The organism is Enterococcus sp. HY326 (assembly GCF_026157065.1).
In the GTDB taxonomy this organism is placed as follows: Bacteria; Bacillota; Bacilli; order Lactobacillales; family Enterococcaceae; genus HY326.
On record NZ_JANLGQ010000003.1, the window covers coordinates 457,301 to 480,246 of the forward strand.

Below are 22,946 nucleotides of genomic sequence, written 5' to 3' on the forward strand. Positions count from 1 at the left end.
GCGACGAGGGCCAACTGGAATTCAGAAGCAATCGTATTATTCGGAGTTTCATCTGTTAAAAAAACTAATGGCATAGCTTTTTTTATTGGAGTTCAGCAGTCATTTCTTTGATGCGGGCCACGGAAAGCTGCCATTTTTTTGCTTCAGCTTCATTTAAAATCGGAGGATAAATTTCTTCAATGCCATTTTTTCCAAGACGCGCTAGCTGACTAATATAAATTTTTTCTTTGTGATTGTAAACGGAAACTGGCATAATTTTTTGACTATCTGAAAAAATAGCTTCGGTAATTAAGGCGGCTTGATTAGCAATACCGTAGCTAGTGTAACCTTTCCCTAGAAAAACTGTTGAGGCTTTGCGGCGAAATTCGGTTTCTAATTCAGCAAGCTCAGCTAAAGATAAATTTTCAGCGTAGAGGCTGCCGGCAATTTGTAAATTGGACCACTGGGTAAACTGTGTATCGCCGTGCTCGCCAAAAACATAACCGTTAATTGCTGTCGGGTGAACGCCGGCCCTTTCAGCAAGTGTTTGTTTCATGCGGGCAGTGTCCAGAGAAGTGCCTGTTCCAAAAACCTTTTCAGTTGGTAACTGGCTAAGTTTTTGAAAATAGCAGGTAATCACGTCACAGGGATTGGTGATAATCAGCGAGCTGCCGGAAAAACCGCTAGCTTTGATTTTCGGTGCCCATTCTTCAATCACCTGCTGGGTAAAGTGCAATTCCTCTACCCGGTCGACATCACCGGCTAATAAACTGCTGTCACCGGCTGCCATGATGATGAGCTGGCAATTTTTTAATTCTGCTAGCTGGTTAGCAGCTAATTTGACTGCTAAGGTGGTATCAATCTGACCTTGCAGCAAATCATTGACCTCAGCCTCTGCTACCTCAGTATTTTTATCAAATAAAATTAATTCATCGACTAGCCCCCGCTGAATCAGTAGCTGAGCGGTGGTGCTGCCGACATGACCTAAACCAATGATAGCAATTTTACGCATTTCCTTCAGTCCCTTTTTATAGAATAGTCTTTATTATTTCAAGAGAGTTTCGACTTGTCCAGAGGTTTTCGACAAATATTTTTCAGTCTTTATGCTATGATGTTATTGTAAGAAGGACAGAGAAAGAAGGATTACGATGATTAATAAAGTTGCTGGACCGGAGGATTATCCGGTTATTGTTGAGCTGTGGGAAAAATCAGTGCTTGCCAGCCATGAATTTTTGACAGCCGCCGATTTTAATGAGATCAAGACCAGCCTGCCGCAAATGCTGCCAGAAGTTGATTTGCTGTTATGGTACGACAAAAGTCAGCTCGTTGGTTTTTCTGGAACACGGGACACGGCCTTGGAGATGCTTTTTTTAGATCCCAATGTTTTTGCTCAAGGCTATGGCCGCCAAATTATCGACATTTTGAAAAACGAATATGGCGTGCAAACCGTTGATGTCAATGAACAAAATCGACGGGCGAAAGAATTTTATTTGAAAAACGGTTTTGCTGTGGTTAGTCGCAGTGAATTAGACGATGCGGGCCGGCCTTATCCATTACTGCATTTAAGTTTATAAAAGGAGTGGTCTGCATGCTTCAACTTAAACGAGTCTATGCTACCGCCGCTGAAGATGACGGCTATCGAATTTTAGTTGACCGAATTTGGCCTCGAGGCGAAGCCAAAGAGAAAGCCAAAATTGATTTATGGCTCAAAGAGATTGGTCCTAGTAAAGAACTACGCCAAAGCTTTCATCATGAGGAAATAACTTTTTCTCAGTTTAAAACAGCTTATCTAAAGGAATTGGAAACAGGAGCAACTGCTGCAGCTTTTCAAGAGCTGCAGCAAATTGTCAGTGAACAGGCGACTGTGACGCTGCTCTTTGCTTCAAAAAATCAAACAGAAAACCAAGCGGTGATTTTAAAGGAAGTATTGGAAAAGTAAAATTACGGCTTGTATTTTAAAAATATTTCTAGTACACTGATTTTGTGAAGAAAAAGTTTAACCTGAAAGAGGTATATTTGTGAGTGTAGTCGGTATCTAATCAAGCAATTTAATAGCTGAATAAGCCCAAGCTTATTTGGCGTGCTAATAGATACCTGTCAATAATAGTAAAATTTTCCAGACGGTAGGGTGTCTTTGTCCTACCGTCTTTTTTTGACGGACAAAGCTGCTGCCGGAAAAAACTTTTAAACTAAAACGACTTTTTGTTCACAGGAGAAAGACTGTCTGCAGGTGTCTATTCCCAAAGAAAGGAATAGAGATGAATACTCAATTATTACAAACCACCCAATATAACGAAATTAATGATCGGCTGATTCACTTAACCATCAGTGACTTTGCCAAAGAATTATTAGCAGACCGCAGACCATTGACTAATTTCAATGCCGTAAAGCGAAAACTAGCTGAGACTGACGAGGCCAGCAATTTACTTGGCTCAGGTCAGCACGTTCCGTTTATGGGATTGACACGGATTCAACAGCTGACCAAAAAAATTGAAAAAGGTTTGATTTTAGAAATTGGCGAACTGATTGAATACGGCGACTTTTTACGGAGCTTTCGACTGATTGCCAAGCTGTTTGAAAAAAATCAGTATCAAGCGCCGACCTTAGCCAGCTATGCCAAAGACTTGGCTGATTTATCTGATGTTGAGGAAGCGATTAATCAAAGCATTCAAGGCAATCAAATTGCCAGCGAAAGTTCTCGTCAGCTGAGGAAGATCCGCAATCAGATTCAAAAAATTGAAAAAGATATTGAAGGCAAGATGGCCAAGCATTTAAGAAATTGGAGCGGCAGCAATTTTCTGCAGGAACGGCTGATTTTGAAAAAAGCCGACCGCTATACATTACCAGTCAAGGTCGAATTCAAAAATAAAGTCAAAGGTTCGATTGTTGAAAGCTCTCGCCAAGGTCAAACCGTCTACATTGAGCCGAATGATGTCAGCAAACTCAATGAAGAATTAATTTTTGCGAAGGCTGAGGAAGTGGCGGAGGTCTATCAAATTTTAGCTTATCTGACAGGACTGATTGCTGAGAATCTGCCGACGATTCATTACAGTAAAGATATTATTGTCGAGCTAGATATTATTTTTGCCAGAGGAAAATTAAGCCGCAGCTTCGGTGGTCGCAAACCGGACATCAATCATGAAGATGTTTTGCGATTGAAACAAGTCAAGCATCCTTTATTAGATAATCCAGTTCCATTAAGTTTGGAGCTGGGTGCTGCACATCGAGGATTGATTATCACTGGTCCAAATGCTGGCGGAAAAACGGTTGTCTTAAAAACCGTCGCTTTAACTTGTTTGTTGACGATGTCAGGAATTTTTGTCGCCAATCAAGCAGGGACGACAATTCCAATTTTAGATGAACTTTTTATTGATATCGGCGATCAACAAAGTTTGGAAAATGCCTTAAGCACCTTCTCTGGTCACATGCAAAATATTTCGCAAATTTTAGCCAAGAGCCGCAATCATACCCTCGTGATCTTAGATGAAATCGGCAGCGGCACTGAACCAAAAGAAGGGGCTGCTCTTGGCATTGCCTTGATGGAGGAAATGTATTTAAAGGGAGCTTTGGTGATTGCCACCACCCACTATGGGGAAATTAAAGATTTTGCTTTGCAGCATCAGGACTTCGTCACAGCAGCGATGGCCTTTGACAGTGCCAGCTTGTCGCCGAAATACCAGCTGTTATTAGGAGAAGTTGGCGACAGTAATGCCTTTTGGATTGCGAAAAAGATGCAGGTACCGGCTAATGTCTTGACCCGCAGTCGAGATTATCTGCAAACTAAAAATTATTCTTCAGAGAAAAAAGTATTTGCTAAACGACAGCAGGCAGCGCCTAAAGTCGAGGCGATTGCCTTTGACAAAGGCGATCGGGTCTACTCCGCTGAGTTGCAGAAAACCGGCTTGTACTATGAAGAAAAGGATGCATCTTATGGCATCATTTATTTAGATGGTGATTTTAAAACCGTCTTAAAGCGCCGTTTAGAACTAAAAGGCGCCGCAAAAGATTTGTATCCTACTGATTATGATTTAGAAAGTTTATTCGCTGATTTCCATGAGCGCAAGAAAATTCGTGATTTGGAACGGGGTTCAAAAAAAGCCCACAAGCAATTGGCTAAAGAAGCCAAGGAGCGGGCGCAGCAGTTGGCGACAGAGCAAAAATAATCACAAAAATATTCAATGGAAGTCTTTTCATGGCTAAATGCGGCAAAAAGATTTATTATAAAAGAAAGACTTGAGGAAGCTAGTAAAATCTGCAGGCTTATAAAGCATTCTTGCTGATGGCCGTAGGTTTTTAATAGCATGACAGAATGATAAGATGAGTGAGCTAAAGATTGTCTTCAAGTGGATACTTGATATTCGGCGGTCAATCCAATTGCTGCTTCATTTTAAAAATTGCAGCGCCTCAGGTAGTAAAATTTATAATTAATTATTCTAGGAGGAACTCCCATGAAAGAATTTTTTGTTGGGCAAGAAAACTTTTTAAAGGATTACCGCAAAGTTGCCAAAGATGAAGACCGCAGCGACGATGAAATTGTTGAAGGTGTCAGACGTTACTTGGATGAAAACTTCACCAGCCAATATATTTTACCGGCTGAAAAAAGTCTCACCAAAGGGGCCTATAGTTTTCCCTTCGATAAACAAATGTACACCGATGAATTGGATGAAACCTTGAAGAATCGCTATATTTATATCGGTGAAACGATTGAGCTGGAAACTCGCGAAGACGAACAGTTATAAAAAATTTAACCTCTGTAAAATCTATCCCTGCCACAAGGTGGGGTTGGGTTTTACAGAGTTTTTTTTCGCCTTCAGCCGGTTAATTTTTGACAGAAAAATAGCCCCTTGCTACACTAAATGCAGATTGAATATGAAAAATAGGTTGAGGTTATGATGAAATTAAGAAATTGGTTGTTGGGTATCGGTAGTATTTTGTTGCCGTTAGTGATGATGATGATCATTTGGGCCAGTTTAAATGTCGCGCCTTTTGGTGATGGCAATTTACTGGTGAGTGACACCGGAACCCAGTATTTAGAATTTATTCATTTATTTAAAAAATTTTTTGAAGAGGGCTTTAGCAGCTATTCCTTTTCCAATGGCATTGGCGGGTCCATTGAAGCTTTGAGCGGCTATTATTTAATTAGTCCTTTTAATTTAATTGCCTTATTTTTTGCCGATGAGCAGATGCCGATTGCAATTATTTGGATTATGACCACCAAAATTGCGCTGATTGGTGGCAGTATGTATTTTTATTTGGCCCGTCATTACCAAGAGACGAGCCTGTGGACATTAGTTTTTTCATCGGCCTATAGTTTTTGTGGCTTTGTTGTCGCCTATAGTTTAAATTTTATGTGGCTGGATGCGTTGATTTTCCTGCCGCTAGTCGCCTATGGTTTAGAGAAGCTTTGGCGCAGGGAAACGGGTTTTCTATACGGCATCAGTCTGTTGTTAACGATTGTTACCAATTATTATTTAGGTTATATGGTCTGTATTTTTGCAGTCCTCTATAGTTTGTATCTCTATTGGTTGGACAATCCGCAAAGAGAGGCTTGGCGGATAAAAATTTTATGGCAACGCTGGCGTAAGTTTTTAACGATTTCCATAGCAGCGGGGTTGGCCACCGGTTTTGTGTTGATTCCTTCTTTATATGGAATGCTGCAAACAGCTAAGACAGATTTTTCTTTGACCGATTTTCTACCGGTTCCCCGCTTTCTCTTTTCGGCTTTTTCACAGCTGGGGATGGGCACTTATAATTTTGAGATGCGCTTAGACCATCTGCCGACTATGTACACTGGTATTATCGTAATGCTGCTGTTTATCAGCTTTTTTATGGCAAATAAAATTGATCCGCGGGAGAAAAAGGGAGCCGCTTTTTTAGTCGGCTGTCTCTTTGCTTCTTTTATCATTGAATTATTTAATACCGTCTGGCATATGTTCCAAAGTCCAGCGGGATTTCCGTATCGCAATACGTTTATTTTCAGCTTTTTAGTTGTCCGCTTCGCCTATGAAGGTTTTTTACACCTGAAAAAAGATTATAACTATCAGCGGGCAACCCGCACGATTTGGAAGAGCGCTGCTATATTAAGCGGTCTCATTTTAATCGGGCAGCTGGGAATTATTTTTGAGGATGCTTGGTTTAATGAAAGCTATGTTGGCGGGAATTTTGTCGTCGAGTCCCTGCTGGTAATCTGGCTCGGTGGCTTGTTATTGGTTTTATTTTTTCAGCATCAGAAAAAAATCTGGCTGGTCTTAGCAGCGCTGTTGACCTTGGGTGAGCTGGGGGATAATTATCGTTATGCGATTCAAGATTTAGACTACGGCTCGCAAAAACAATATGCCAATTATTATCTAGCACAAGAAAATTTAGTTGATCAATTGACGGATGACCAGCCTCTCTTTCGAATCAATGAAAAAAGCGATGAGGAAAACAACGGCTATTCGATTGGCTATAACAGTTATAATGACGGCTTTTTATATAACTTTTCTGATATCTCCAGTTACACCTCGACTTTAGAAAAGGATGTCTTGGACACGTTAGTTAATTTGGGGATTTATTCAAAAAATGAGCGCCGCTTCACCTATGTAGATGAAAATCCGGTGTTAAATTTATTATTAAATGTCCGTTACTCAATCAAGCCAAATGAAATCAAAGACCGGACGCCAGAATTTGTTGAAAATAATTTATATGTGTATCAAAATGAAGAGGCTTTAGGCATGGGGCTCTTAGTCAATCGCTCAGATGTTGAACTGACCGCTGATCAGGTGATTGAAAATCAAGAAAAAATTCTTCAGTCGATTAGAGCAGAGGTGAACCCGTATTTCCGCAGCGCTGAATTAATTGATGTGGATACAGCCGTTGAAGGGCAAACGACGATGACCTTAAAGACTAGCGCCGCCGGAAATTTATTTATGTATTTGCCGAATGTCCGCTGGCGTCAAATTGATTCCTTTAAAGTCAACGGGGAAGAGCATCAAACCGATATCACGATTATGACCAATCAATTATTTAATCTGGGTTATTTTGATTCACAGGCAGAAATTGTTTTAACCTTTAAAACGGATAACGCATTTGATTATACAGATTGGCAGATTGCCACGCTAGCCCAAGATCAATTCGCTGAGTTATTAGCTGAGCAAGATCAGTTTGCGGTTCAGTTAAATAGCCAGCGGGATGATTATTTATACGGCAGTGTAACGGCGGCCTCTGACAATAAACGATTGTTTCTTTCGATTCCCTATGATGGCGATTGGACGGTTAAAATTGACGGCAAGCCTGTCACAACTGAAAAAGTGTATGGCAGTTTCTTATCAGTGCTAGTACCGGAGGGCACCCATGCCATCAGCCTAACTTATTTATCGAAACCGAATCTTTATGGGGGAATTTTATCCTTGTCGGTGATCGGCTTAACCGGAATTTATTATGGCGTGAAGGGCTTGCGTTGGTTAGTGAAAAGGAGTCGCAAATGAAAAAAATTGCTGTGATTGGCGGCGGGATTATCGGTCTGACCTTAGCAAATTATTTAGATACAACTAAATTTACTGTGACTGTTTACGATGAAGGACTTGGTCAAGCAACAAAAGCGAGTGCTGGAATTATTTCCCCCTGGCTGTCAAAGCGGCGCAATCAAAAATGGTACACTTTGGCTCGTGACGGGGCCGCCTTTTATCAAAAAGTAGTCCGTGATTTTAAATTGGAGCCGACAGTCTATAAAAAAAGCGGCACGTTAATTTTGCGCAAATCTCAGGAGGTAGCTGAGCTGGCTGAATTAGCGCTAGAGCGTAAAAAAACAGCACCAGCTATTGGAGAGATTCAACTTTTAACAGCTGGTGAAACAGCGGAGCGCAATCCGCTGTTAAAGCCGCAGCCGTCCTTATTGATTGACGGCGGTGCCCGCTTAGACGGCAAAGCCTATTTGCAGCAATTAAGAAAAATTGCTGTAGCCAAAGGAATTCAGTTTATTCCAGAAAAAGCGACTGTTCAGCGCAAAGCTTCAGCCTATGAAGTTTTAAGTTCACAGACCGGCAAAAAAGATTTTGATTTTATCGCCTTTACTAATGGGCCCCATCTACAAAACTCCTTAGACCCTTTAGGCTATCTCGCCAAGGTTCGACCGCAAAAGGGCCAGCTATTGGTTTTTCAAACTAATTTTTCTGCTAGCGGAAATTGGCCAGTGGCGATGTTAGATGGTGAAAGTGATTTGATTCCCTTTGAAAATGGAAAAATTTTAGTGGGAGCCACCCATGAAAATAATCAAGGGTTTGATTTAGAGCCAACCCCGGTAGCCTTTTCAGATTTACAACAAAAGACACTACCTTTTTTAGCTGAGGCCGCTTTGTTCAGCCAGCCGTATCACTATCGGGTTGGGACGAGAGCCTATACAGATGATTTTGCGCCGTTTTTTAATTGTTTGCCGGCTGATCCGGCCATTGCTGTAGCCAGCGGATTAGGTTCTTCTGGTTTAACTACAGGACCGCTGATTGGCTTTTTGTTGGCAAAATATTTTAACGAAGGCAGCAACGATTGGCAGCAGTATCAAAAGCCGCTGACAGATTATCTTGCAGTAAAATAAAAAACCGCTACTCAGTGGAACATTCCGATACTTTTGGAATGTTTCAGCTGGTAGCGGCTTTTTTTGCGACTAGCTTAATTATTTTTCAAAATAAACACAGACAGTTTCAGGGGCGAAGACATCTTTTTGTAAAAGTTTTAATTCGCCGGTTTCGCTATTGCGTTTGTAAAGCGTTAAATTGTCGGTATCTTGGTTAGCGGCAATTACGTATTCGCCATTTTGGTCCATGGCGAAATCACGGGGGATTTTACCTTCTGTTGAAACATGTTCAACTAGGGTTAAATGTTTGCCATCATCGCCAACAGCATAAACGACGATTGAATCATGACCACGATTTGAAGCGTAAACGAATAGGCCGTCTGGTGAAACCCGGATAGCAGCGCCGCCGTTAAATTCAGTGAAGCCCGCTGGCAGAGTAGAAATACTTTGCAATTCAGTAAAGCTGCCGTCCTTAGCATCATAGGAAAGGACTCTGACTGTGCTATCTAATTCGCCAAAGAGATAAGCAATCTTTTCATTTGGATGAAAGACGATGTGACGGGGACCTACGCTGGCAGCCGTTTTGAATTGGCTAGCCAAAGATAATTTTCCAGCGTCGCTAACATTATAAGTATAAACGATATCCGTACCTAAATCACAAACTACTAAGCGTTGGTCAGGCGTCAAGTCAGTGTAATGAACATGGGCCGTATTTTGATTTTCATGGGGACCAGTTGCTTCTTCATGGGTCACAGAGTCAGCAAATTCTAAGCTGCCGTCTGCCAAAATTTTATAGACAGTTACTTCGCCTTTATGATAATTAGCGCCATAGACTAATTGTCTTGGCTCATCGACTGCAACGTAACACAAAGGTGCGCCTTCTTCAGTGACAGCATTTAAAAAATTAAAGTCTTGATCATAGGCACCGCAACCGCCTTTGCCATCAACGGCAGTCACCGTGTATAAGTCGCCTTTTGAACTTTTAGTCAAATAAGTTGGACTGTTTTCCTTTGTTTCCAACTTTAAATCTGTCAGCGTTTCAGTCTCAGTATCTAAGACAATCGAATAAATTCCTTCACTGACACGACGGGTATAAGTACCCAGTAAAATTTTTTTCTTCATGCAGACTAACCTCCGTAAATTAATTTCCTTTTTTATTCTAACATATTCTAAAAAGCTGTGGAAAAAAGAACGCTTACTGTGCCAGTGAAATTTGGCTATGTTATAATGTGAAGTGAAAAATACCTTTGGGAGGAAGTTGTAAAATGATTCAAGCGAAAGTCAATGGGATTGGTAAAGCAGCAATGAGTGACGAACCGCTGCTACTTTTTTTTAATGACAGCGTCAAAGAAACAGAGGAATTAAAAAATCATGTCATCATTCAAGAAATTTCCGGAGAAGTACCGGAATTTGATCTTAAAAAAGGCAGTAGCATTTCTTTTGATGACCAAGAGTACCAAGTCGTTCACGTGGGGCCAGTTGCCAATCGCAATTTGACTGATATTAATCATGTGGCCTTTGTATTTACAGATGTGCCAACTGAGGATGCGATTTTAAACGGCGTTTACTTAACGCCGCAAGTTGTGCCGACAATTTCTGTGGGTACAGTGATTACTTACAAATAAAAAAGTCCGGTCGCTATTTTTAGTCTAAGTAGAAAAATGACTATTTGAGTAACACTCAGCTTAGATGGAATCTTGCGTTACCTAGAAATTATTTGGATTTTAAAGCTGAATATCAGCAAATAGGTTGTTATTCAACAGTAGTTTAAAAGCAGCTATAAGTGATTTTGCTGCAAAAAAATTTAAGGAGGCCGCCATGGGAGAGGAAAATAAAAAGAAGTTTTCTTGGTTTTGGCGCTGGTTCTTAAATAATCAAGTTGTCACGGCGCTGTTAATTGTCCTGTTGGTGCTATTAATTATTCTGACCTTTACGAAGGTGTCGTATCTTTTTGAACCAGTTGGTCAGTTTTTAGCAGTCGTTGGCTTGCCGATTATATTATCGGCCATCTTGTATTATTTATTAAATCCAGTGGTTGACTACCTTGAAAAAAAGAAAGTACCCCGCGTTGTCAGTATTATTTTAGTATTTATTTTAATTGTGCTGCTGCTTATCTGGGGAATTGTTGCCTTGATTCCACGGATTCAAGAACAGGTCTTAAGCTTTGCCAATAATTTTTCCAGCTATGCTAATACGCTGAACAATATGATTGATGAAATCACCAGCCATCCGATTTTTGGTGAACTCAGTACCCAGCTGGATGAAATCGGTCAGCAGATTAGCAGTTCAATTGGTAGTATTGTCCAAAATATTTCCCAAACGACTTTTAGAGGTCTGGGCAATATTGTCAGTACAGTCGCTACAATCGTGGTCGCCATTGTCACGATGCCGTTTATTCTTTTTTATCTGTTAAAAGACGGCAAACGCTTGGCGGATTATTTTCTAAAATTTTTGCCAACTAAATGGCGTCAACCGACCTATTCAGTCTTATCTGAAATGAATCAGCAGGTCTCTTCTTATATTCGTGGCCAATTAACGGTGGCCTTTCTGGTTGCCGTGATGTTTATCATCGGCTTTACGATTGTCGGCTTGGACTATGCCGTCACTTTAGGAATTTTGGCTGGCTTTTTAAACTTGATTCCGTATCTTGGTTCTTTTTTAGCGATGATTCCAGCAGTTTTTATCGCTTTAGTCATCAGTCCTTTTATGTTAGTCAAGGTCATCATCGTCTTTATCATCGAGCAAACGATTGAAGGCCGCTTTGTTTCTCCATTGATTTTAGGTAGTCAATTAGCGATTCATCCGGTGACGATTTTATTGGTGCTATTAACTTCTGGTCGACTCTTCGGCGTCGTCGGCGTCATTTTAGGAGTGCCGGTTTATGCCGCCGCCAAAGTTGTCATCAGCCATATCTTTGATTGGTATCGCAGTATTTCTTCTCTTTATCAAGAAGAGCCAGAGACAGATACCCAATCAGATAAAGAAATTAAAGAGTAAAAAAAATGTAGCACTTAGCGAAGACGAAGGTCGTTTTTGCTAGGTGCTTTTTTATTTTGGAAGAAAAAATCCTTTGGCTGGTATCAGCAGGTAATTGCCACGAATGGACAAGCCGTTCTTGAAGAAGTTAATCAAGTCAAACAAAGCCTGCAAGAGGTTTAAAAATAAAAGCGGCGCCAATCTGAAAAAAAACTGGCGCCGCTTTATAGGTTATGTGATAGACATCAAAGTTTTTTTGAGCTTAGAAATTCAAAGCTGCTTCTTTAGCTGCTGCTAAACCAGCGTTTAAGATTTCATCTTTTTGTTCTGGATGATGGTCGATACCTTCGATTTCGATTTTTGTCACGTCTGCAACGCCGACAAAATTCAAGATACCTTTAACGTATTGAGAAGCGAAATCTTGGCCGCCATACATGCCACCTGCAGATTGAATGTGCATTGCTTTTTTGCCAGAAGTCAAAGGACGAGGGCCATCAACTGTATAACGGAAGGTTTTGCCTGCCACGTTAACAGTATCAAACCAAGCCTTCAAGCGTGTTGGAATATTCAAGTTCCATAAAGCATTGATGATGACGACTTTATCAGCCGCTAGGAATTGGTCAGTTGAAGCATTAAAGCCGGTGATTTTACCTTGTTGTTCAGGTGTTAAGGCTGTAAATTCAGTACCAGTTCTTAAAGCTTCCCAGCCAGTTAAAACGTCTTTGTCGATTTCAGGCACGCCGTCTTCGAATAAGTTAATAGTGATGATTTCATCACTAGGATTTTTTTCTTTGTAAGTATCTAAAAAGACTTCTGCAGCCTTCAAAGATTTTGATTCCAAACCAGTTAATGGATGAGCATTGATAACTAAAACTTTAGACATGTAGTAATTCTCCTTTAAATTTTAATAACTAAAAGTAAGTAACGGGATTATTCTACCTGATAAATTTTTAAATGACAATAGTAATGCTCAAATAAAAACTTATCCCTCAAAATTAACGTAAAACAGCAGGAAATTTTCTGTATTTTTAAGCAAAAAAATTAGCGCATGCTGATAAGAAAATTTTTTTGTCGTAATTGTTTTTTTCGTGAATTAGTATATTTTTTCACAGTCCATTGGTGTAAAATAATTTTTATTGAGATTGTTTCAAGAAAGGATAGTGACATGTACACTCCATATGAAATCGGCGAAATCGCTGTCGAAACGGGCGTTAAAAAAACCAAAAAAACTTTATTAGAAAAATTAATTTTAGGCTTTATCGGCGGGGCGATGATTTCCCTCGGCTACCTAGCGTATATCCGGGTGATTTCTTCGGTGGCCCACGAATTAGGCAGCCTCGCATCTTTTATTGGTGCCTGTGTCTTTCCAGTTGGGCTGGTTGTTATTTTGATGGCTGGTGGGGAACTAATTACCGGCAATATGATGGTGGTAGCGATTAGTTTTTTTGCAAAAAAAATTAGTTTTCTAGATGTTGTCAAAAATTGGTTGGTGATTACTTTTGCCAATTTAGTAGGCGCCTTTTTTGTGGCTTACTTTTTTGGACATATTGTTGGCTTGACTGGTTCTGGGGTCTATCTTGAAGAAACGATTGCCGTGGCAGGAGCTAAAATCGATGCCACTTGGCTGCAGGCTTTTGTTTCTGGGATTGGTTGTAACTGGTTTGTCTGCTTAGCTGTTTGGTTATGCTATGGGGCAAAAGATGCCGCAGGAAAAATTTTAGGCATCTGGTTTCCTGTGATGACCTTTGTCGCTATTGGCTTTCAGCATAGCGTGGCCAATATGTTTGTGATTCCCGCTGCCATCTTTGAAGGCAGCTACAGCTGGTTAGATTTTTTTAACAATGTGATACCAGTTTACTTTGGCAATATTGTCGGTGGGGCAATTTTTGTCGGCTTCTTTTATTATATGATTTATTTGCGGAAGCCTCATTAAGAAAAAATTGAATGAAAAAACCTACTAAAGCTTAAGATAACCAGTCTTCCTATGACTGTTCTTAAGCTTAGTATGTTTTTTTATTTCTTCAACTGTTTTTTCAATTTCCAATATTTGTAAGCGAAGAAACCACCGCCGCCAATTGCCAGCGCAACAGCAATCACAATCACGATATAAAGTAAGGAATTATCGGTTGCCGTTGTGGCTGTTGCCGGTTCGGCACTCGTTGCATTCAAGTCAGCGGCCGTTTCTGGTGAAATCGTAAAATCAACCGTCTCCTGCCATTCCTGCTGCCCAGATATCGCTGTGACAACCATCTGATAATCGCCAGCTGTTAAGCTTTGATTTTCCATAGGAATAAAAAAATTAAAACGGGAGCTAGGAGCAAATTGTAAATTTTGACTGCTGTCTTCAAGAACTGTTTCATTCTCTCGTGTAATTGTGTAGCTGAGGTTAACCTGATTCAAATAGGCAGCTGCCTGATTATTGATTAGCAAATTAATGCCGTTGCGACCATTTTCTTGGGCAGCTTCGGCGTCTTCAAAAGTTAGCTCAGGTGTCACTGCAGTTTGATTTTCCTGTAGCAGCAACGCAATTTCTCGAGAAAATCGCTGTTTGACATTACTGTCTTCGCCACTCGTTTCAGCAGAGGAAATATAAATGCCACCGGCTAAAACCCCATCAAAGGATGTTTCTGGCATTGTGACGGTGAGGGGGACTTGAGCCGTTTCACCGGCGGCTAATGTTAATTGGCTAGTCTCCAGCTCAACAAAGTCCTCAATGTTTAAAGTCGGCTGACTTAAATCAGTATTGTTACCGGAATACTCCACCACGCCAACAATATTTGTGACAGCGCGATTAAAACTGAGATTCAAATTCAACTCCTCAGTCGAATCATTGGTCACATCAATTAGCAATTGGCTGCTGGTGCCGGCTGTTTGCAAAATATCAAAATAACTCGTGTTGTTGCCAATTTGATTTTCTGGGACTTCAATGGTAGCTGTGAAATTTCCTAAACTCGTGCTAGACGCCTGAGTAAAGGTCGGCTGAAATAAACAGAAGAAAATCCCTGCAATCAGCAGGGATAATAATTTTAACCAAGAACAACCTTTTATCTTCATAACTTCTCCTTATTATTTAGCAGAATTTGCTGGGGCAGAACTGAAAGTCCAATCCAATGTTGTGGTATATTCAGTCGCTAATTTCCGAGTGTTTTCCGCAATGTTCATCGCAAATTGGCTCAAGTCAACCGATGTTTCTCCTAAACCTTCACCAGCGCCAGCATTCAACACATCGTACGTAGTTCCTGGAATTAATGCTAAGTCACCAGCAGTTGCAAAATTACCGGCAATTGTGTTTTCTGTAAGGTTAGTGACTGCTGCATCGTGGGAAATAATTAATGACGTATTGTTTAAGGCTTCTCCGGTAGTTGCCGCAAATTGACTTTCTTGAGTCAATTTAATCGACCATTCACCAGCTGCATCGCCACGGTTATCGCTAACTGTGACAGTACCAGTGGTTGCGCCATCACTTTGCGTACCAGTTGTAGTAGCAGTTCTCGTTTCAGCTGCTGTCGTTTGAATGGATAAGGCACCAAAATTTAAACTTGTTGGAATGGTGTTTTCTCCATTAAAGGTGATACCAGCATCCTCATAATTCAACCCACCTGTTGTGGTCGTACTGGCCAATGCAATACTTCCTTGAATAAATAAAGCCCCCGCTAAAACGACCGTCGATAAAATATATTTCGTTTTCATGTTTTTCCTCCAAAAGTTAAAAGTTTTTTCTTTTCTGAGATTTAAAAATAATTCAGAAATGCTTTATGAACAATCTCTTTGCTTTTTCAAAATAATTGGTTGATGAGAGATTTTTATTTTCAGTAGGAAAAAAGGCTGATTTTTAAAGGCTTTATACCGTGATAGTAGCGGAGATGTCAAAATAATTCATTATTTTCCCCAAAAAATAAAATCGGAATCTCAAAAAAATGTGATGAACATTTTTTAGATAAGTGTGAAACTTTCATGCAAAATACTTGCCTTCTGCAACCATCGTGCTATAATGACAAAGCGTCATATGACATGTTGTCATATAAATTTGGTTGAGAGGAGACGAAAAAAATGCCCACCAATACTTTTTTCGGACTGCCACAGGAAAAACAGCAGCGTTTGTTGGATGCAGCCAAGATTGAGTTTTCTAGAGCTTCATTAAACGAAGCTTCGATTTCCAATATTATCAAGCTGGCTGAGATTCCCCGGGGAAGTTTTTATCAGTATTTCGAAAATAAAGAAGACCTCTACTATTATTATTTTGATCAGCTGCGGCATGATACCCGTCAAGAATTGCACAAGTCGATTCAAGCGGCTGATGGTGATTTATTGGAGGGAATAAAAAGCTATTCCAGCAAAATGATTTACGAAATTTTAACAGGAGAAAATTCGGCCTTCTTCAAAAATTTATTTATGAACATGGATTATCGTTTCTCCAGAAGAATGACTGCCCAGATGGATGGCGATGAGAAGGCAGAAAAACGCCGGCATCAACGACATCAAGAGGATTATTCTCTGTGGGATAGCATTGATCAGAGTCAATTGAAAGTTGACAATCAAGAGGACTTTCGCATGCTGCTGCATATGCTGATGACTCAAATGTTTATCATGATTGCCACCGGATATCGAATGCAGCAGAGCGATCCGGATTTTCAAGTGATGGACTTAATTAAAAAATTCCAAACGCAAATTAATTGGGTGCGGGATGGAATTTATCTACAGAAAGAAGGGGAATAAATGCTAAAAATTATTAAAAGAATTGCGCCAGCTTCCGCAATCGCTGCGTTTCTCTTTATGATTGTGCAAGTAATGGCGGATTTATATTTGCCAACATTAACCTCCAATATTATCGACAATGGCGTTGCCAAAGGCGACATTGATTATATTTGGCAAACAGGTTTTGTGATGATTGGTTTTTCTGTCATCAGTATTATTGCCGCCCTTGGCAATACCTTCTTTGCGACACGGGAATCGCAAAAGCTAGGCAAGGATTTACGAAGCGAGATTTATCAAAAGTCAGAAAATCTTTCCACCAATAGTTTTGATAAATTTGGGACAGCGTCTTTAATTACAAGAACGACTAATGACGTCACCCAAATTCAAATGGTCATGCAAATGTTTTTGCGGATGATGATTAACGCCCCGATTACTTTAATTGGTGCCAGCTTTTTAGCCTATCAAAAAGATGCCCAGCTGACTAAAATCTTTTTGATTGTCATTCCAATCATGATTGTGTTAATTGGTGCTATTATGTTTTTTGCAGTGCCGCTTTTTAAGAGCATGCAAAAGAAAAATGACCGTTTGAACTTAGTTTTTCGGGAAGGCTTAACTGGTGTTCGGGTTATTCGTGCCTTTAATAAAGCACCTTATGAAGAAAATCGTTTTGACGATGCCAACAAAGATTATTTGCACACAGCAGTGAAAGTCAACACAATTGTTGCTTTGATGCTGCCAATCATGACTTTGATTATGAGTGGAACCAACGTAGCAATTATTTGGATTGGCGGCCACTATGTAGCAGATATGAGCATGGAAGTCGGTAATTTAATTGCCTTTATGACTTATGCGACGCAAATTTTAATCAGCTTTATGATGCTCTCCATGATTTTTGTGATGGTGCCTAGAGCGCAAGCATCAGCCGCTCGGATCAATGAAGTCTTAGATGAAAAAGATCAAATCGTCGACCCGACTAATCCTGAGACTATTTCACCAGAAGGCACAGCTGCTAGCTTAGCCTTCGATCATGTTGACTTCCGTTACCATGGAGCTGAAAATTTGGCGTTAGAGGATATTGATTTCAAAGCAAATTCCGGCGATGTGGTCGCCATTATCGGCGGGACCGGTTCAGGGAAATCGACATTGGTTAACTTAATTCCCCGCATGTTTGATATCGATGAGGGTGAAATTTCGATTAATGATAAAAGTATCAGCAAGGTGACCCAGGAAAATCTGCGGGACAATATCGGTTTTGTCCCACAAAAGGCCGTCCTGTTTTCGGGAACGATTCGAGAAAATATGCAATATGGTCGTGAAGATGCCACTGATGACGAAATTTGGAAGGCTTTAGAAATTGCTCAAGCCAGTGACTTTGTTAAAAACTTAGAAGAGGGCTTAGACAGTCATGTGGAACAAGGTGGCGGTAATTTTTCCGGTGGTCAAAAACAACGGTTAGCGATTGCTCGGGCGTTAGTCAAACAAGTTGACCTATATGTGTTCGATGATTCCTTTTCAGCATTGGACTTTAAAACGGATGCCAATTTACGAAAAGCGTTGAAAGAAAATGTTACTGACAGTATCGTGGTGCTAGTGGCACAACGGGTTAGTACAGTAATTGATGCCGATACGATTTTAGTTTTAGACCAAGGGAAAGTCGTTGGTCAAGGAACGCATAAAGAATTATTGGCAACGAATGAAACCTATCAAGAAATTGTTCATTCTCAACTGAGAGAGGAGGACTTGGCATGAGCGAGAAAAATAGCACAACACCTCAACAAGGTCGGCCCGGTATGATGGGCGGCGGCCATGGTGGTGGTCCTGGCCGCAACATGGGTGCCAAAGGTCCAAAGGCGAAGAACTTTTGGAAAACCGTCCGGCGTTTGTTTGGCTATATGTCCAGTCGAATGATTGCTTTAGTCACAGTTTTAATTTTGGCAATCGCCGCAGTTATCTTCCAAATCAGAGCACCAAAAGTTTTGGGGGAAGCTACCACAGAAATCTTTAACGGAATTGTTACGGGTGTCAAACAAATGCAAGCTGGTCAAAAAATTACTTCTTATCCAATCGACTTTACTAAAGTCGGTCAGATTGTTTTAGTCGTGATTGCGCTGTATTTGACGGCAGCATTGTTTAGTTTTTTGCAACAGCTAATCATGACCCGAGTTTCTCAACGGACCGTGTATGATTTGCGTAAGGATTTAGAAGAAAAGATGAATCGGGTGCCGATTTCTTATTATGACACCCACACAAATGGTGACATCATGTCTAGGGCGATTAATGATATGGATAATATCGCCAGCACTCTGCAACAAAATTTAACCCAATTTGTGACTAGTATCGTCACATTAGTCGGTGTCATTATCATGATGTGGTCTATCAGCTGGCAATTACTTTTAGTCGCATTAGCAACCATTCCATTAAGTTTGGTTGTTGTGATGGTGGTTGCGCCTCGTTCGCAAAAATATTTTGCCGCACAACAAAAGAGCTTAGGTTTATTAAATAATCAAGTCGAAGAAACTTACGCCGGCCACACGATTGTCAAAACATTCAATCATGAAGATGCCGATCAAGAAGTGTTTGAAAAAGAAAATGAAAAATTATACAATGCCGGCTGGAAAGCGCAGTTTATTTCAGCGATTATTATGCCGTTGATGAACTTTATCAAGAACTTAGGCTATGTCTTTGTCGCCGTTCTTGGTGGGATTAAAGTGGCTAACGGAAATATGACTTTAGGGGACGTTCAAGCCTTCCTACAATATACCAATCAATTTTCACAACCGATTACCCAAATTGCCAGCCTGATGAATACCATTCAATCAACGGTGGCCTCAGCTGAACGGGTCTTTGAAGTGTTGGATGAAGCAGAGATGGATAACGAACCATCGAATTTACCAGTCGAAAAGGATTCACCTTATAAAGTTCGTTTTGAACACGTCCAATTTGGTTATTCTGAAAATGAACCATTGATGACAGACTTTAGTTTGGATGTTGAACCGGGTGAAATGGTGGCGATTGTTGGGCCAACTGGCGCCGGTAAGACCACGATGATTAATCTGTTGGAACGCTTTTATGATGTGAAAGGCGGTAGCGTTCGCTTTGATGGCGTGGATACACGGGATATGAAGCGAGAAGAATTGCGGGAACATTTATCAATGGTTCTGCAGGATACTTGGCTGTTCACCGGTAGCATCAAGGACAATATCAAATATGGCAATGAAGACGCCACAGAAGAACAAGTGTTGACAGCTGCTAAAGCGGCCCATGTGGATGATTTTGTTAGAAAATTGCCTGATGGCTATGACACTATTTTAAATGAGGATGCCAGCAATATCTCCCAAGGACAACGACAATTGATTACCATTGCTCGGGCCTTTCTAGCTAATCCAGATGTTTTAATTTTGGATGAAGCAACCTCCAGTGTTGATACTCGGACCGAAGTCTTGATTCAACGGGCGATGAGTCGTTTATTGGAAAATCGGACCAGCTTTGTCGTGGCCCATCGCTTATCGACAATTCGTGATGCTGACAATATTATCGTGATGAATCACGGTTCAATTGTCGAAACAGGAAATCATGATGAATTGATGGCTAAAAATGGCTTCTATGCTGATTTGTACAACAGCCAATTCAGTGAAGACGTCGCATAAAAATTATTAAACTAATTTGATAGAAACAAAAACGTCCCTGCAAAAGTTAGCTTTTAGCCAAACTTTTACAGGGACTTTTTTTTACAGCCATTTTTTCAGGCGGCGGTTGAAAAAAACCGCCGAAAATAAACTAAATTCAAAATAGATAGCCAACGCTAGCGGGTAAAGCTGATAGCGAAAAACATAAAAGAAATAGACGAGGGAAAACATCCCAAAGAATATGCCGATAATCCCAAAGCGCCAGCGTTGATAAAGAGCTAAGAGAGCGACACTGTAGCCACAGAGAAAAAAGCATAGACAACACAAAGCCAAGGCGACTAATTCAAAGATACTCATCAGTATTCCTCCTTTAGCTAAAGAAAAGCAGTCTTAAAAACTTTTTTTAGCCATAATTTTTTTGGCAATTAGGTAAGAGCAACCTAAAAGCAAAATGCAAAGGCCGAAAACGACAATCACCGATAAAACTGGTTCTTCAATCATTTTTTGTAAAATTGCTAGACCCTTCACCAGCCAGGCTTGCGGCAGCTGTTGAAAACCAAAGAAAATGACAATGATTACACCCATGGTTGCCACCAAGACGATACTTTGATTCTTTTCCCCTTGGAATTTTAATTGCAACGGCAGCGACACAGCTAAATACACACTGACAAAGAGCAAGCCCCCTAAAAGCACCAAGCCAAAACTTGGTAAATCGATGGGATTTTGTTTAATCGCAAAGAGCGCAACAATTAATAAAGCAGCCAATATCAACCCAACAACTGCTCCTATGAAACTCAGCAAGTATTTTTCCCTTGTATAAGTTTTGCGAGAAATCGGCAAACTGAATAGAAAACGCTCGCTGTTATCTGCACCATCCATGGCAATGGTGCCGAGGGTGATGGTCATTGTTAAAAAAGGATTGATAATAACCGCTAAATAAGGAATTGTTTGAACATTGAAGCTAAAGAGGAGCATAATCGCCAGATAGGTGATTAATTTTCGACGGTCGTTTAATAAAGCAATGTCTTTGATAAGTAACCCTTTCATCCTACAACCCTCCCTAAAACAATTTCCAACACATTATCCAATGTAGCTTTTTCAACCACTGCACTAGGATAATTATCCAAGAAAAATTGTCGCTGATTCGTTAAGCATTGATAGCCCCAGTTTTCCTTGGCTGTAAAGAGCAGATAATCTGGTTCCATGGCTTGATATTGCTCTGGCGTTAATTTCACGACGCCATAGAAGTCGGTGATAGCGGCAGTTTCTTCTTTAAAAATAATTTTCCCGTCATCAATTAGATAGATATAATCGCAAAGTCCTTCAAGGTCACTGGAAATATGGGAGCTGATTAAAATCCCGTGATTTTCCTCCTCCATAAACTGATGCAGTCGCTGTAACAAATCATTGCGAGCCATTAAATCAAGACCAGCTGTCGGCTCATCAAGAATTAGTAAATCAGCACCAAAGCTAGTGGCAATAATTATTTTTAATTTTGCCAGCATCCCAGTTGAATATTCTGCTAATTTTTGGCTGGGTTTTAATTTTTGGACCTGACAATCTGTTAAAAATTTTTCCTTTTGAAAATCCGGATAAAAGCCAGCCAAGATTTGTGCCACCTGTTTTAAGGTCAAATCCTTAGAAAAGCCGCTATCTGAGTAGGCGACGCCGATTTTTTCTTTATCCGTCGCTGTCAAAGTAGCAAACTCTCTATCGAAGAGTTTAATTTCACCCGCTTCATAGGACACCAAGTCCATTAATATTTTAAATAAAGTCGTTTTGCCGGCACCATTGCGGCCAATCAAGCCTACAACTTGATTGTTTTCCACCTGTAGGGAACAGTCTAACTGAAAGTCCCCATAATTTTTTTTTAGATGGTTCACTTCCAACAACATTACGATTCCTCCAATAACATTTCAAATAGTTCCAACAGTTCTTTTTTTGTAATACCGGCTTTTTCAGCCTTGGTGATAATCGCCTCAAAGGCTGTTTCAATTTCTTTGTTGACATCTTCTTGTACAAGATTTTGATTATTTGTGGCAATAAAAGAACCTTTACCATGAACCGTCACCGTGTAGCCTTCAGCCTCTAATTGGTCATAGGCCTTCTTGACTGTTAACGAAGAAATTTTGTGATCCTTAGCCAGAGAACGAATCGAAGGCAGCATATCATTTTCTTTTAGCTCGCCGGAAATTAAATTTTCTTTGATCTGTTCAATAATTTGCTCATAGATTGGTACCATCGATGAGTGATTGATAATTAAATGCATTGTCGACAACTCCTTGTAAACAGTATAGAACAGTTTGTATTCTGTTGTCAACTGTTTATAGTGTTTATCGAAAAAACTCCGAACGAAATGAAGAAAGCTCATGAAAAAATTAGTAAAGAGTTATACCTCAGCAGTTAAATGTGGTATATTCTAAACGGACAAAAGTCCAAAAAATATCAGAGTAGGAAACAAAGCGTTAAGTGCTGATGGGATGGGATGTTGCCCGTTGGACGAAGGAATTTATTTCCGCGGTTTTGTTTTCGCATTCGCTGCATAGCATGTAGCAGCTCTAAAAGGAGATGCTTGCAATGAAAAAATTGACGACGTATTCGATTGCAATTATGGGACTTCTAATTGCGTTGACGATTGTCATGACTAGACTGTTCTCTGTTGAAACAACTTTTCTCAGAGTAAGTTTGGGATTTGTCCCTCAGGTGATGATGGGCATTTTATTTGGCCCTCTGTGGTCTGGAATTGGTGGAGTACTGGCGGATTTTATCGGCATCACGCTGCTGGGGAAAGCTCCGTTTTTTATCGGTTTTACAATCAGTGCTTTTGTTGAAGGAAGTATTTACGGCTGGTTTCTTTATAAGAAAAATATTACCTGGCAGCGGACGATTGTCTGTGTGCTGGTAGTTTTTTTGGTCAGCCGATTATTTTTGACGCCTTTATGGTTGGGGCTGATGTATCATGTACCGTTTTTCAGCTGGATTATTTGGGGACAGCGACTGCTTAGTGCAGCAATTTCTTTTCCAATCCAAGTGGCAGTTACTTATCTAGTTGCCAAAAGTGTGCCCTATAAACGTTTGTTAAGAACTGCAAATTTATTTAAATAAAAAAAACTGAGCAGCCA

Annotated in this window: 23 protein-coding genes and 1 riboswitch; of the genes, 14 read left to right on the top strand and 9 right to left on the bottom strand. The window is 40.3% G+C overall.

Translation table 11 applies throughout. The features are described 5' to 3' along the window. Positions 1-82: 82 nt before the first annotated feature. Positions 83-991, bottom strand: coding sequence for a lactate/malate family dehydrogenase (locus tag ORH16_RS09990; protein ID WP_265458493.1), 909 nt, complete (start codon positions 989-991; stop codon positions 83-85). Between the two features lie 136 nt (positions 992-1,127). Here ORH16_RS09990 and ORH16_RS09995 point away from each other — a divergent pair, with 136 nt between their 5' ends. The 6 genes from ORH16_RS09995 to ORH16_RS10020 all read left to right on the top strand — a co-directional run bounded on the left by ORH16_RS09995 (position 1,128) and on the right by ORH16_RS10020 (position 8,548). Next, a complete protein-coding gene (locus ORH16_RS09995) occupies positions 1,128-1,553 on the top strand; it encodes a GNAT family N-acetyltransferase (RefSeq protein ID WP_265458495.1) in 426 nt (141 codons plus the stop codon). A gap of 14 nt (positions 1,554-1,567) precedes the next feature. Further along, a complete protein-coding gene (locus ORH16_RS10000; protein ID WP_265458496.1) occupies positions 1,568-1,918 on the top strand; it encodes a DUF488 domain-containing protein in 351 nt (116 codons plus the stop codon). Between the two features lie 319 nt (positions 1,919-2,237). After that, positions 2,238-4,142, top strand: coding sequence for an endonuclease MutS2 (locus ORH16_RS10005; protein WP_265458498.1), 1,905 nt, complete (start codon positions 2,238-2,240; stop codon positions 4,140-4,142). Positions 4,143-4,427: 285 nt separating this feature from the next. Further along, positions 4,428-4,718 (top strand): hypothetical protein, encoded by a 291-nt coding sequence (locus ORH16_RS10010; protein WP_265458500.1) that lies wholly within the window; start codon positions 4,428-4,430, stop codon positions 4,716-4,718. Positions 4,719-4,871: 153 nt separating this feature from the next. Next, positions 4,872-7,445: a YfhO family protein gene (locus ORH16_RS10015; protein WP_265458502.1), complete on the top strand. Its 2,574-nt coding sequence runs from the start codon at positions 4,872-4,874 to the stop codon at positions 7,443-7,445. Next, on the top strand, positions 7,442-8,548 hold the full coding sequence (locus ORH16_RS10020; RefSeq protein WP_265458504.1) for an NAD(P)/FAD-dependent oxidoreductase: 1,107 nt from the start codon (positions 7,442-7,444) through the stop codon (positions 8,546-8,548). Before ORH16_RS10015 ends, ORH16_RS10020 begins: the two co-directional genes overlap by 4 nt. 78 nt (positions 8,549-8,626) lie before the next feature. On the opposite strand, the gene ORH16_RS10025 is transcribed toward ORH16_RS10020, so the two are convergent. After that, positions 8,627-9,649, bottom strand: a complete 1,023-nt coding sequence (locus ORH16_RS10025; protein WP_265458506.1) for a lactonase family protein — start codon at positions 9,647-9,649, stop codon at positions 8,627-8,629. A gap of 143 nt (positions 9,650-9,792) precedes the next feature. On the opposite strand from ORH16_RS10025, the gene ORH16_RS10030 reads away from it, so the two are divergent. From ORH16_RS10030 to ORH16_RS10040, 3 genes are all read left to right on the top strand, one after another. Then, the gene (locus tag ORH16_RS10030; protein WP_265458508.1) at positions 9,793-10,152 is read left to right on the top strand and encodes a PTS glucitol/sorbitol transporter subunit IIA; all 360 of its coding nucleotides are present in this window, start codon (positions 9,793-9,795) and stop codon (positions 10,150-10,152) included. A gap of 193 nt (positions 10,153-10,345) precedes the next feature. Then, entirely contained in the window at positions 10,346-11,524 is a 1,179-nt protein-coding gene (locus ORH16_RS10035) for an AI-2E family transporter (RefSeq protein ID WP_265458510.1), read from the top strand. A gap of 36 nt (positions 11,525-11,560) precedes the next feature. Beyond that, on the top strand, positions 11,561-11,686 hold the full coding sequence (locus tag ORH16_RS10040) for a hypothetical protein (protein WP_265458512.1): 126 nt from the start codon (positions 11,561-11,563) through the stop codon (positions 11,684-11,686). A 79-nt stretch (positions 11,687-11,765) separates the two neighbouring features. Here ORH16_RS10040 and ORH16_RS10045 read toward each other — a convergent pair whose 3' ends face one another. Next, complete coding sequence (locus ORH16_RS10045; RefSeq protein ID WP_265458514.1) at positions 11,766-12,386, bottom strand: FMN-dependent NADH-azoreductase; 621 nt, start codon at positions 12,384-12,386, stop codon at positions 11,766-11,768. Positions 12,387-12,668: 282 nt separating this feature from the next. On the opposite strand from ORH16_RS10045, the gene ORH16_RS10050 reads away from it, so the two are divergent. Further along, positions 12,669-13,436 carry a formate/nitrite transporter family protein gene (locus ORH16_RS10050; RefSeq protein ID WP_265458516.1) on the top strand — a complete coding sequence of 256 codons (768 nt, stop codon included), beginning with the start codon at positions 12,669-12,671 and terminating at the stop codon, positions 13,434-13,436. An 80-nt stretch (positions 13,437-13,516) separates the two neighbouring features. On the opposite strand, the gene ORH16_RS10055 is transcribed toward ORH16_RS10050, so the two are convergent. After that, positions 13,517-14,557, bottom strand: a complete 1,041-nt coding sequence (locus ORH16_RS10055) for a DUF916 and DUF3324 domain-containing protein (protein ID WP_265458518.1) — start codon at positions 14,555-14,557, stop codon at positions 13,517-13,519. A 12-nt stretch (positions 14,558-14,569) separates the two neighbouring features. Beyond that, a complete protein-coding gene (locus ORH16_RS10060; RefSeq protein WP_265458520.1) occupies positions 14,570-15,193 on the bottom strand; it encodes a WxL domain-containing protein in 624 nt (207 codons plus the stop codon). Between the two features lie 360 nt (positions 15,194-15,553). Between ORH16_RS10060 and ORH16_RS10065 the strand changes: the two genes are divergently transcribed. From ORH16_RS10065 to ORH16_RS10075, 3 genes are read left to right on the top strand one after another with little or no spacing between them, the layout of a single operon-like run. Beyond that, positions 15,554-16,219 carry a TetR/AcrR family transcriptional regulator gene (locus tag ORH16_RS10065; protein WP_265458522.1) on the top strand — a complete coding sequence of 222 codons (666 nt, stop codon included), beginning with the start codon at positions 15,554-15,556 and terminating at the stop codon, positions 16,217-16,219. Further along, positions 16,220-17,947, top strand: coding sequence for an ABC transporter ATP-binding protein (locus ORH16_RS10070; RefSeq protein WP_265458523.1), 1,728 nt, complete (start codon positions 16,220-16,222; stop codon positions 17,945-17,947). Then, positions 17,944-19,845, top strand: a complete 1,902-nt coding sequence (locus ORH16_RS10075; RefSeq protein ID WP_265458525.1) for an ABC transporter ATP-binding protein — start codon at positions 17,944-17,946, stop codon at positions 19,843-19,845. The genes ORH16_RS10070 and ORH16_RS10075 overlap by 4 nt, the downstream gene beginning before the upstream one ends. A gap of 81 nt (positions 19,846-19,926) precedes the next feature. Here ORH16_RS10075 and ORH16_RS10080 read toward each other — a convergent pair whose 3' ends face one another. The 4 genes from ORH16_RS10080 to ORH16_RS10095 are packed head-to-tail and all read right to left on the bottom strand — an operon-like array spanning position 19,927 to position 22,093. Next, positions 19,927-20,181: a hypothetical protein gene (locus ORH16_RS10080; RefSeq protein ID WP_265458527.1), complete on the bottom strand. Its 255-nt coding sequence runs from the start codon at positions 20,179-20,181 to the stop codon at positions 19,927-19,929. A gap of 33 nt (positions 20,182-20,214) precedes the next feature. Further along, on the bottom strand, positions 20,215-20,871 hold the full coding sequence (locus ORH16_RS10085) for an ABC-2 transporter permease (RefSeq protein ID WP_265458528.1): 657 nt from the start codon (positions 20,869-20,871) through the stop codon (positions 20,215-20,217). Further along, a complete protein-coding gene (locus tag ORH16_RS10090; RefSeq protein WP_265458530.1) occupies positions 20,868-21,719 on the bottom strand; it encodes an ATP-binding cassette domain-containing protein in 852 nt (283 codons plus the stop codon). Before ORH16_RS10090 ends, ORH16_RS10085 begins: the two co-directional genes overlap by 4 nt. Further along, the gene (locus ORH16_RS10095; protein ID WP_265458532.1) at positions 21,719-22,093 is read right to left on the bottom strand and encodes a GntR family transcriptional regulator; all 375 of its coding nucleotides are present in this window, start codon (positions 22,091-22,093) and stop codon (positions 21,719-21,721) included. Before ORH16_RS10095 ends, ORH16_RS10090 begins: the two co-directional genes overlap by 1 nt. 175 nt (positions 22,094-22,268) lie before the next feature. Further along, a riboswitch (THF riboswitch) is annotated at positions 22,269-22,367 on the top strand. A gap of 34 nt (positions 22,368-22,401) precedes the next feature. On the opposite strand from ORH16_RS10095, the gene ORH16_RS10100 reads away from it, so the two are divergent. After that, positions 22,402-22,929, top strand: a complete 528-nt coding sequence (locus ORH16_RS10100) for a folate family ECF transporter S component (protein ID WP_416207851.1) — start codon at positions 22,402-22,404, stop codon at positions 22,927-22,929. Positions 22,930-22,946: the final 17 nt, after the last annotated feature.

Excerpts from the sequence above, each read along its gene's own strand:
- ORH16_RS10010 (WP_265458500.1), top strand. The coding sequence starts at position 4,428 with ATGAAAGAATTTTTTGTTGGGCAAGAAAACTTTTTAAAGGATTACCGC.
- ORH16_RS10025 (WP_265458506.1), bottom strand. The coding sequence starts at position 9,649 with ATGAAGAAAAAAATTTTACTGGGTACTTATACCCGTCGTGTCAGTGAA.
- ORH16_RS10080 (WP_265458527.1), bottom strand. The coding sequence starts at position 20,181 with ATGAGTATCTTTGAATTAGTCGCCTTGGCTTTGTGTTGTCTATGCTTT.
- ORH16_RS10050 (WP_265458516.1), top strand. The coding sequence starts at position 12,669 with ATGTACACTCCATATGAAATCGGCGAAATCGCTGTCGAAACGGGCGTT.
- ORH16_RS10075 (WP_265458525.1), top strand. The coding sequence starts at position 17,944 with ATGAGCGAGAAAAATAGCACAACACCTCAACAAGGTCGGCCCGGTATG.
- ORH16_RS10045 (WP_265458514.1), bottom strand. The coding sequence starts at position 12,386 with ATGTCTAAAGTTTTAGTTATCAATGCTCATCCATTAACTGGTTTGGAA.
- ORH16_RS10065 (WP_265458522.1), top strand. The coding sequence starts at position 15,554 with ATGCCCACCAATACTTTTTTCGGACTGCCACAGGAAAAACAGCAGCGT.
- ORH16_RS10020 (WP_265458504.1), top strand. The coding sequence starts at position 7,442 with ATGAAAAAAATTGCTGTGATTGGCGGCGGGATTATCGGTCTGACCTTA.
- ORH16_RS09990 (WP_265458493.1), bottom strand. The coding sequence starts at position 991 with ATGCGTAAAATTGCTATCATTGGTTTAGGTCATGTCGGCAGCACCACC.
- ORH16_RS10015 (WP_265458502.1), top strand. The coding sequence starts at position 4,872 with ATGAAATTAAGAAATTGGTTGTTGGGTATCGGTAGTATTTTGTTGCCG.
- ORH16_RS10030 (WP_265458508.1), top strand. The coding sequence starts at position 9,793 with ATGATTCAAGCGAAAGTCAATGGGATTGGTAAAGCAGCAATGAGTGAC.
- ORH16_RS10070 (WP_265458523.1), top strand. The coding sequence starts at position 16,220 with ATGCTAAAAATTATTAAAAGAATTGCGCCAGCTTCCGCAATCGCTGCG.
- ORH16_RS09995 (WP_265458495.1), top strand. The coding sequence starts at position 1,128 with ATGATTAATAAAGTTGCTGGACCGGAGGATTATCCGGTTATTGTTGAG.
- ORH16_RS10000 (WP_265458496.1), top strand. The coding sequence starts at position 1,568 with ATGCTTCAACTTAAACGAGTCTATGCTACCGCCGCTGAAGATGACGGC.
- ORH16_RS10085 (WP_265458528.1), bottom strand. The coding sequence starts at position 20,871 with ATGAAAGGGTTACTTATCAAAGACATTGCTTTATTAAACGACCGTCGA.
- ORH16_RS10055 (WP_265458518.1), bottom strand. The coding sequence starts at position 14,557 with ATGAAGATAAAAGGTTGTTCTTGGTTAAAATTATTATCCCTGCTGATT.
- ORH16_RS10060 (WP_265458520.1), bottom strand. The coding sequence starts at position 15,193 with ATGAAAACGAAATATATTTTATCGACGGTCGTTTTAGCGGGGGCTTTA.
- ORH16_RS10090 (WP_265458530.1), bottom strand. The coding sequence starts at position 21,719 with ATGTTGTTGGAAGTGAACCATCTAAAAAAAAATTATGGGGACTTTCAG.
- ORH16_RS10095 (WP_265458532.1), bottom strand. The coding sequence starts at position 22,093 with ATGCATTTAATTATCAATCACTCATCGATGGTACCAATCTATGAGCAA.
- ORH16_RS10100 (WP_416207851.1), top strand. The coding sequence starts at position 22,402 with ATGAAAAAATTGACGACGTATTCGATTGCAATTATGGGACTTCTAATT.
- ORH16_RS10035 (WP_265458510.1), top strand. The coding sequence starts at position 10,346 with ATGGGAGAGGAAAATAAAAAGAAGTTTTCTTGGTTTTGGCGCTGGTTC.
- ORH16_RS10005 (WP_265458498.1), top strand. The coding sequence starts at position 2,238 with ATGAATACTCAATTATTACAAACCACCCAATATAACGAAATTAATGAT.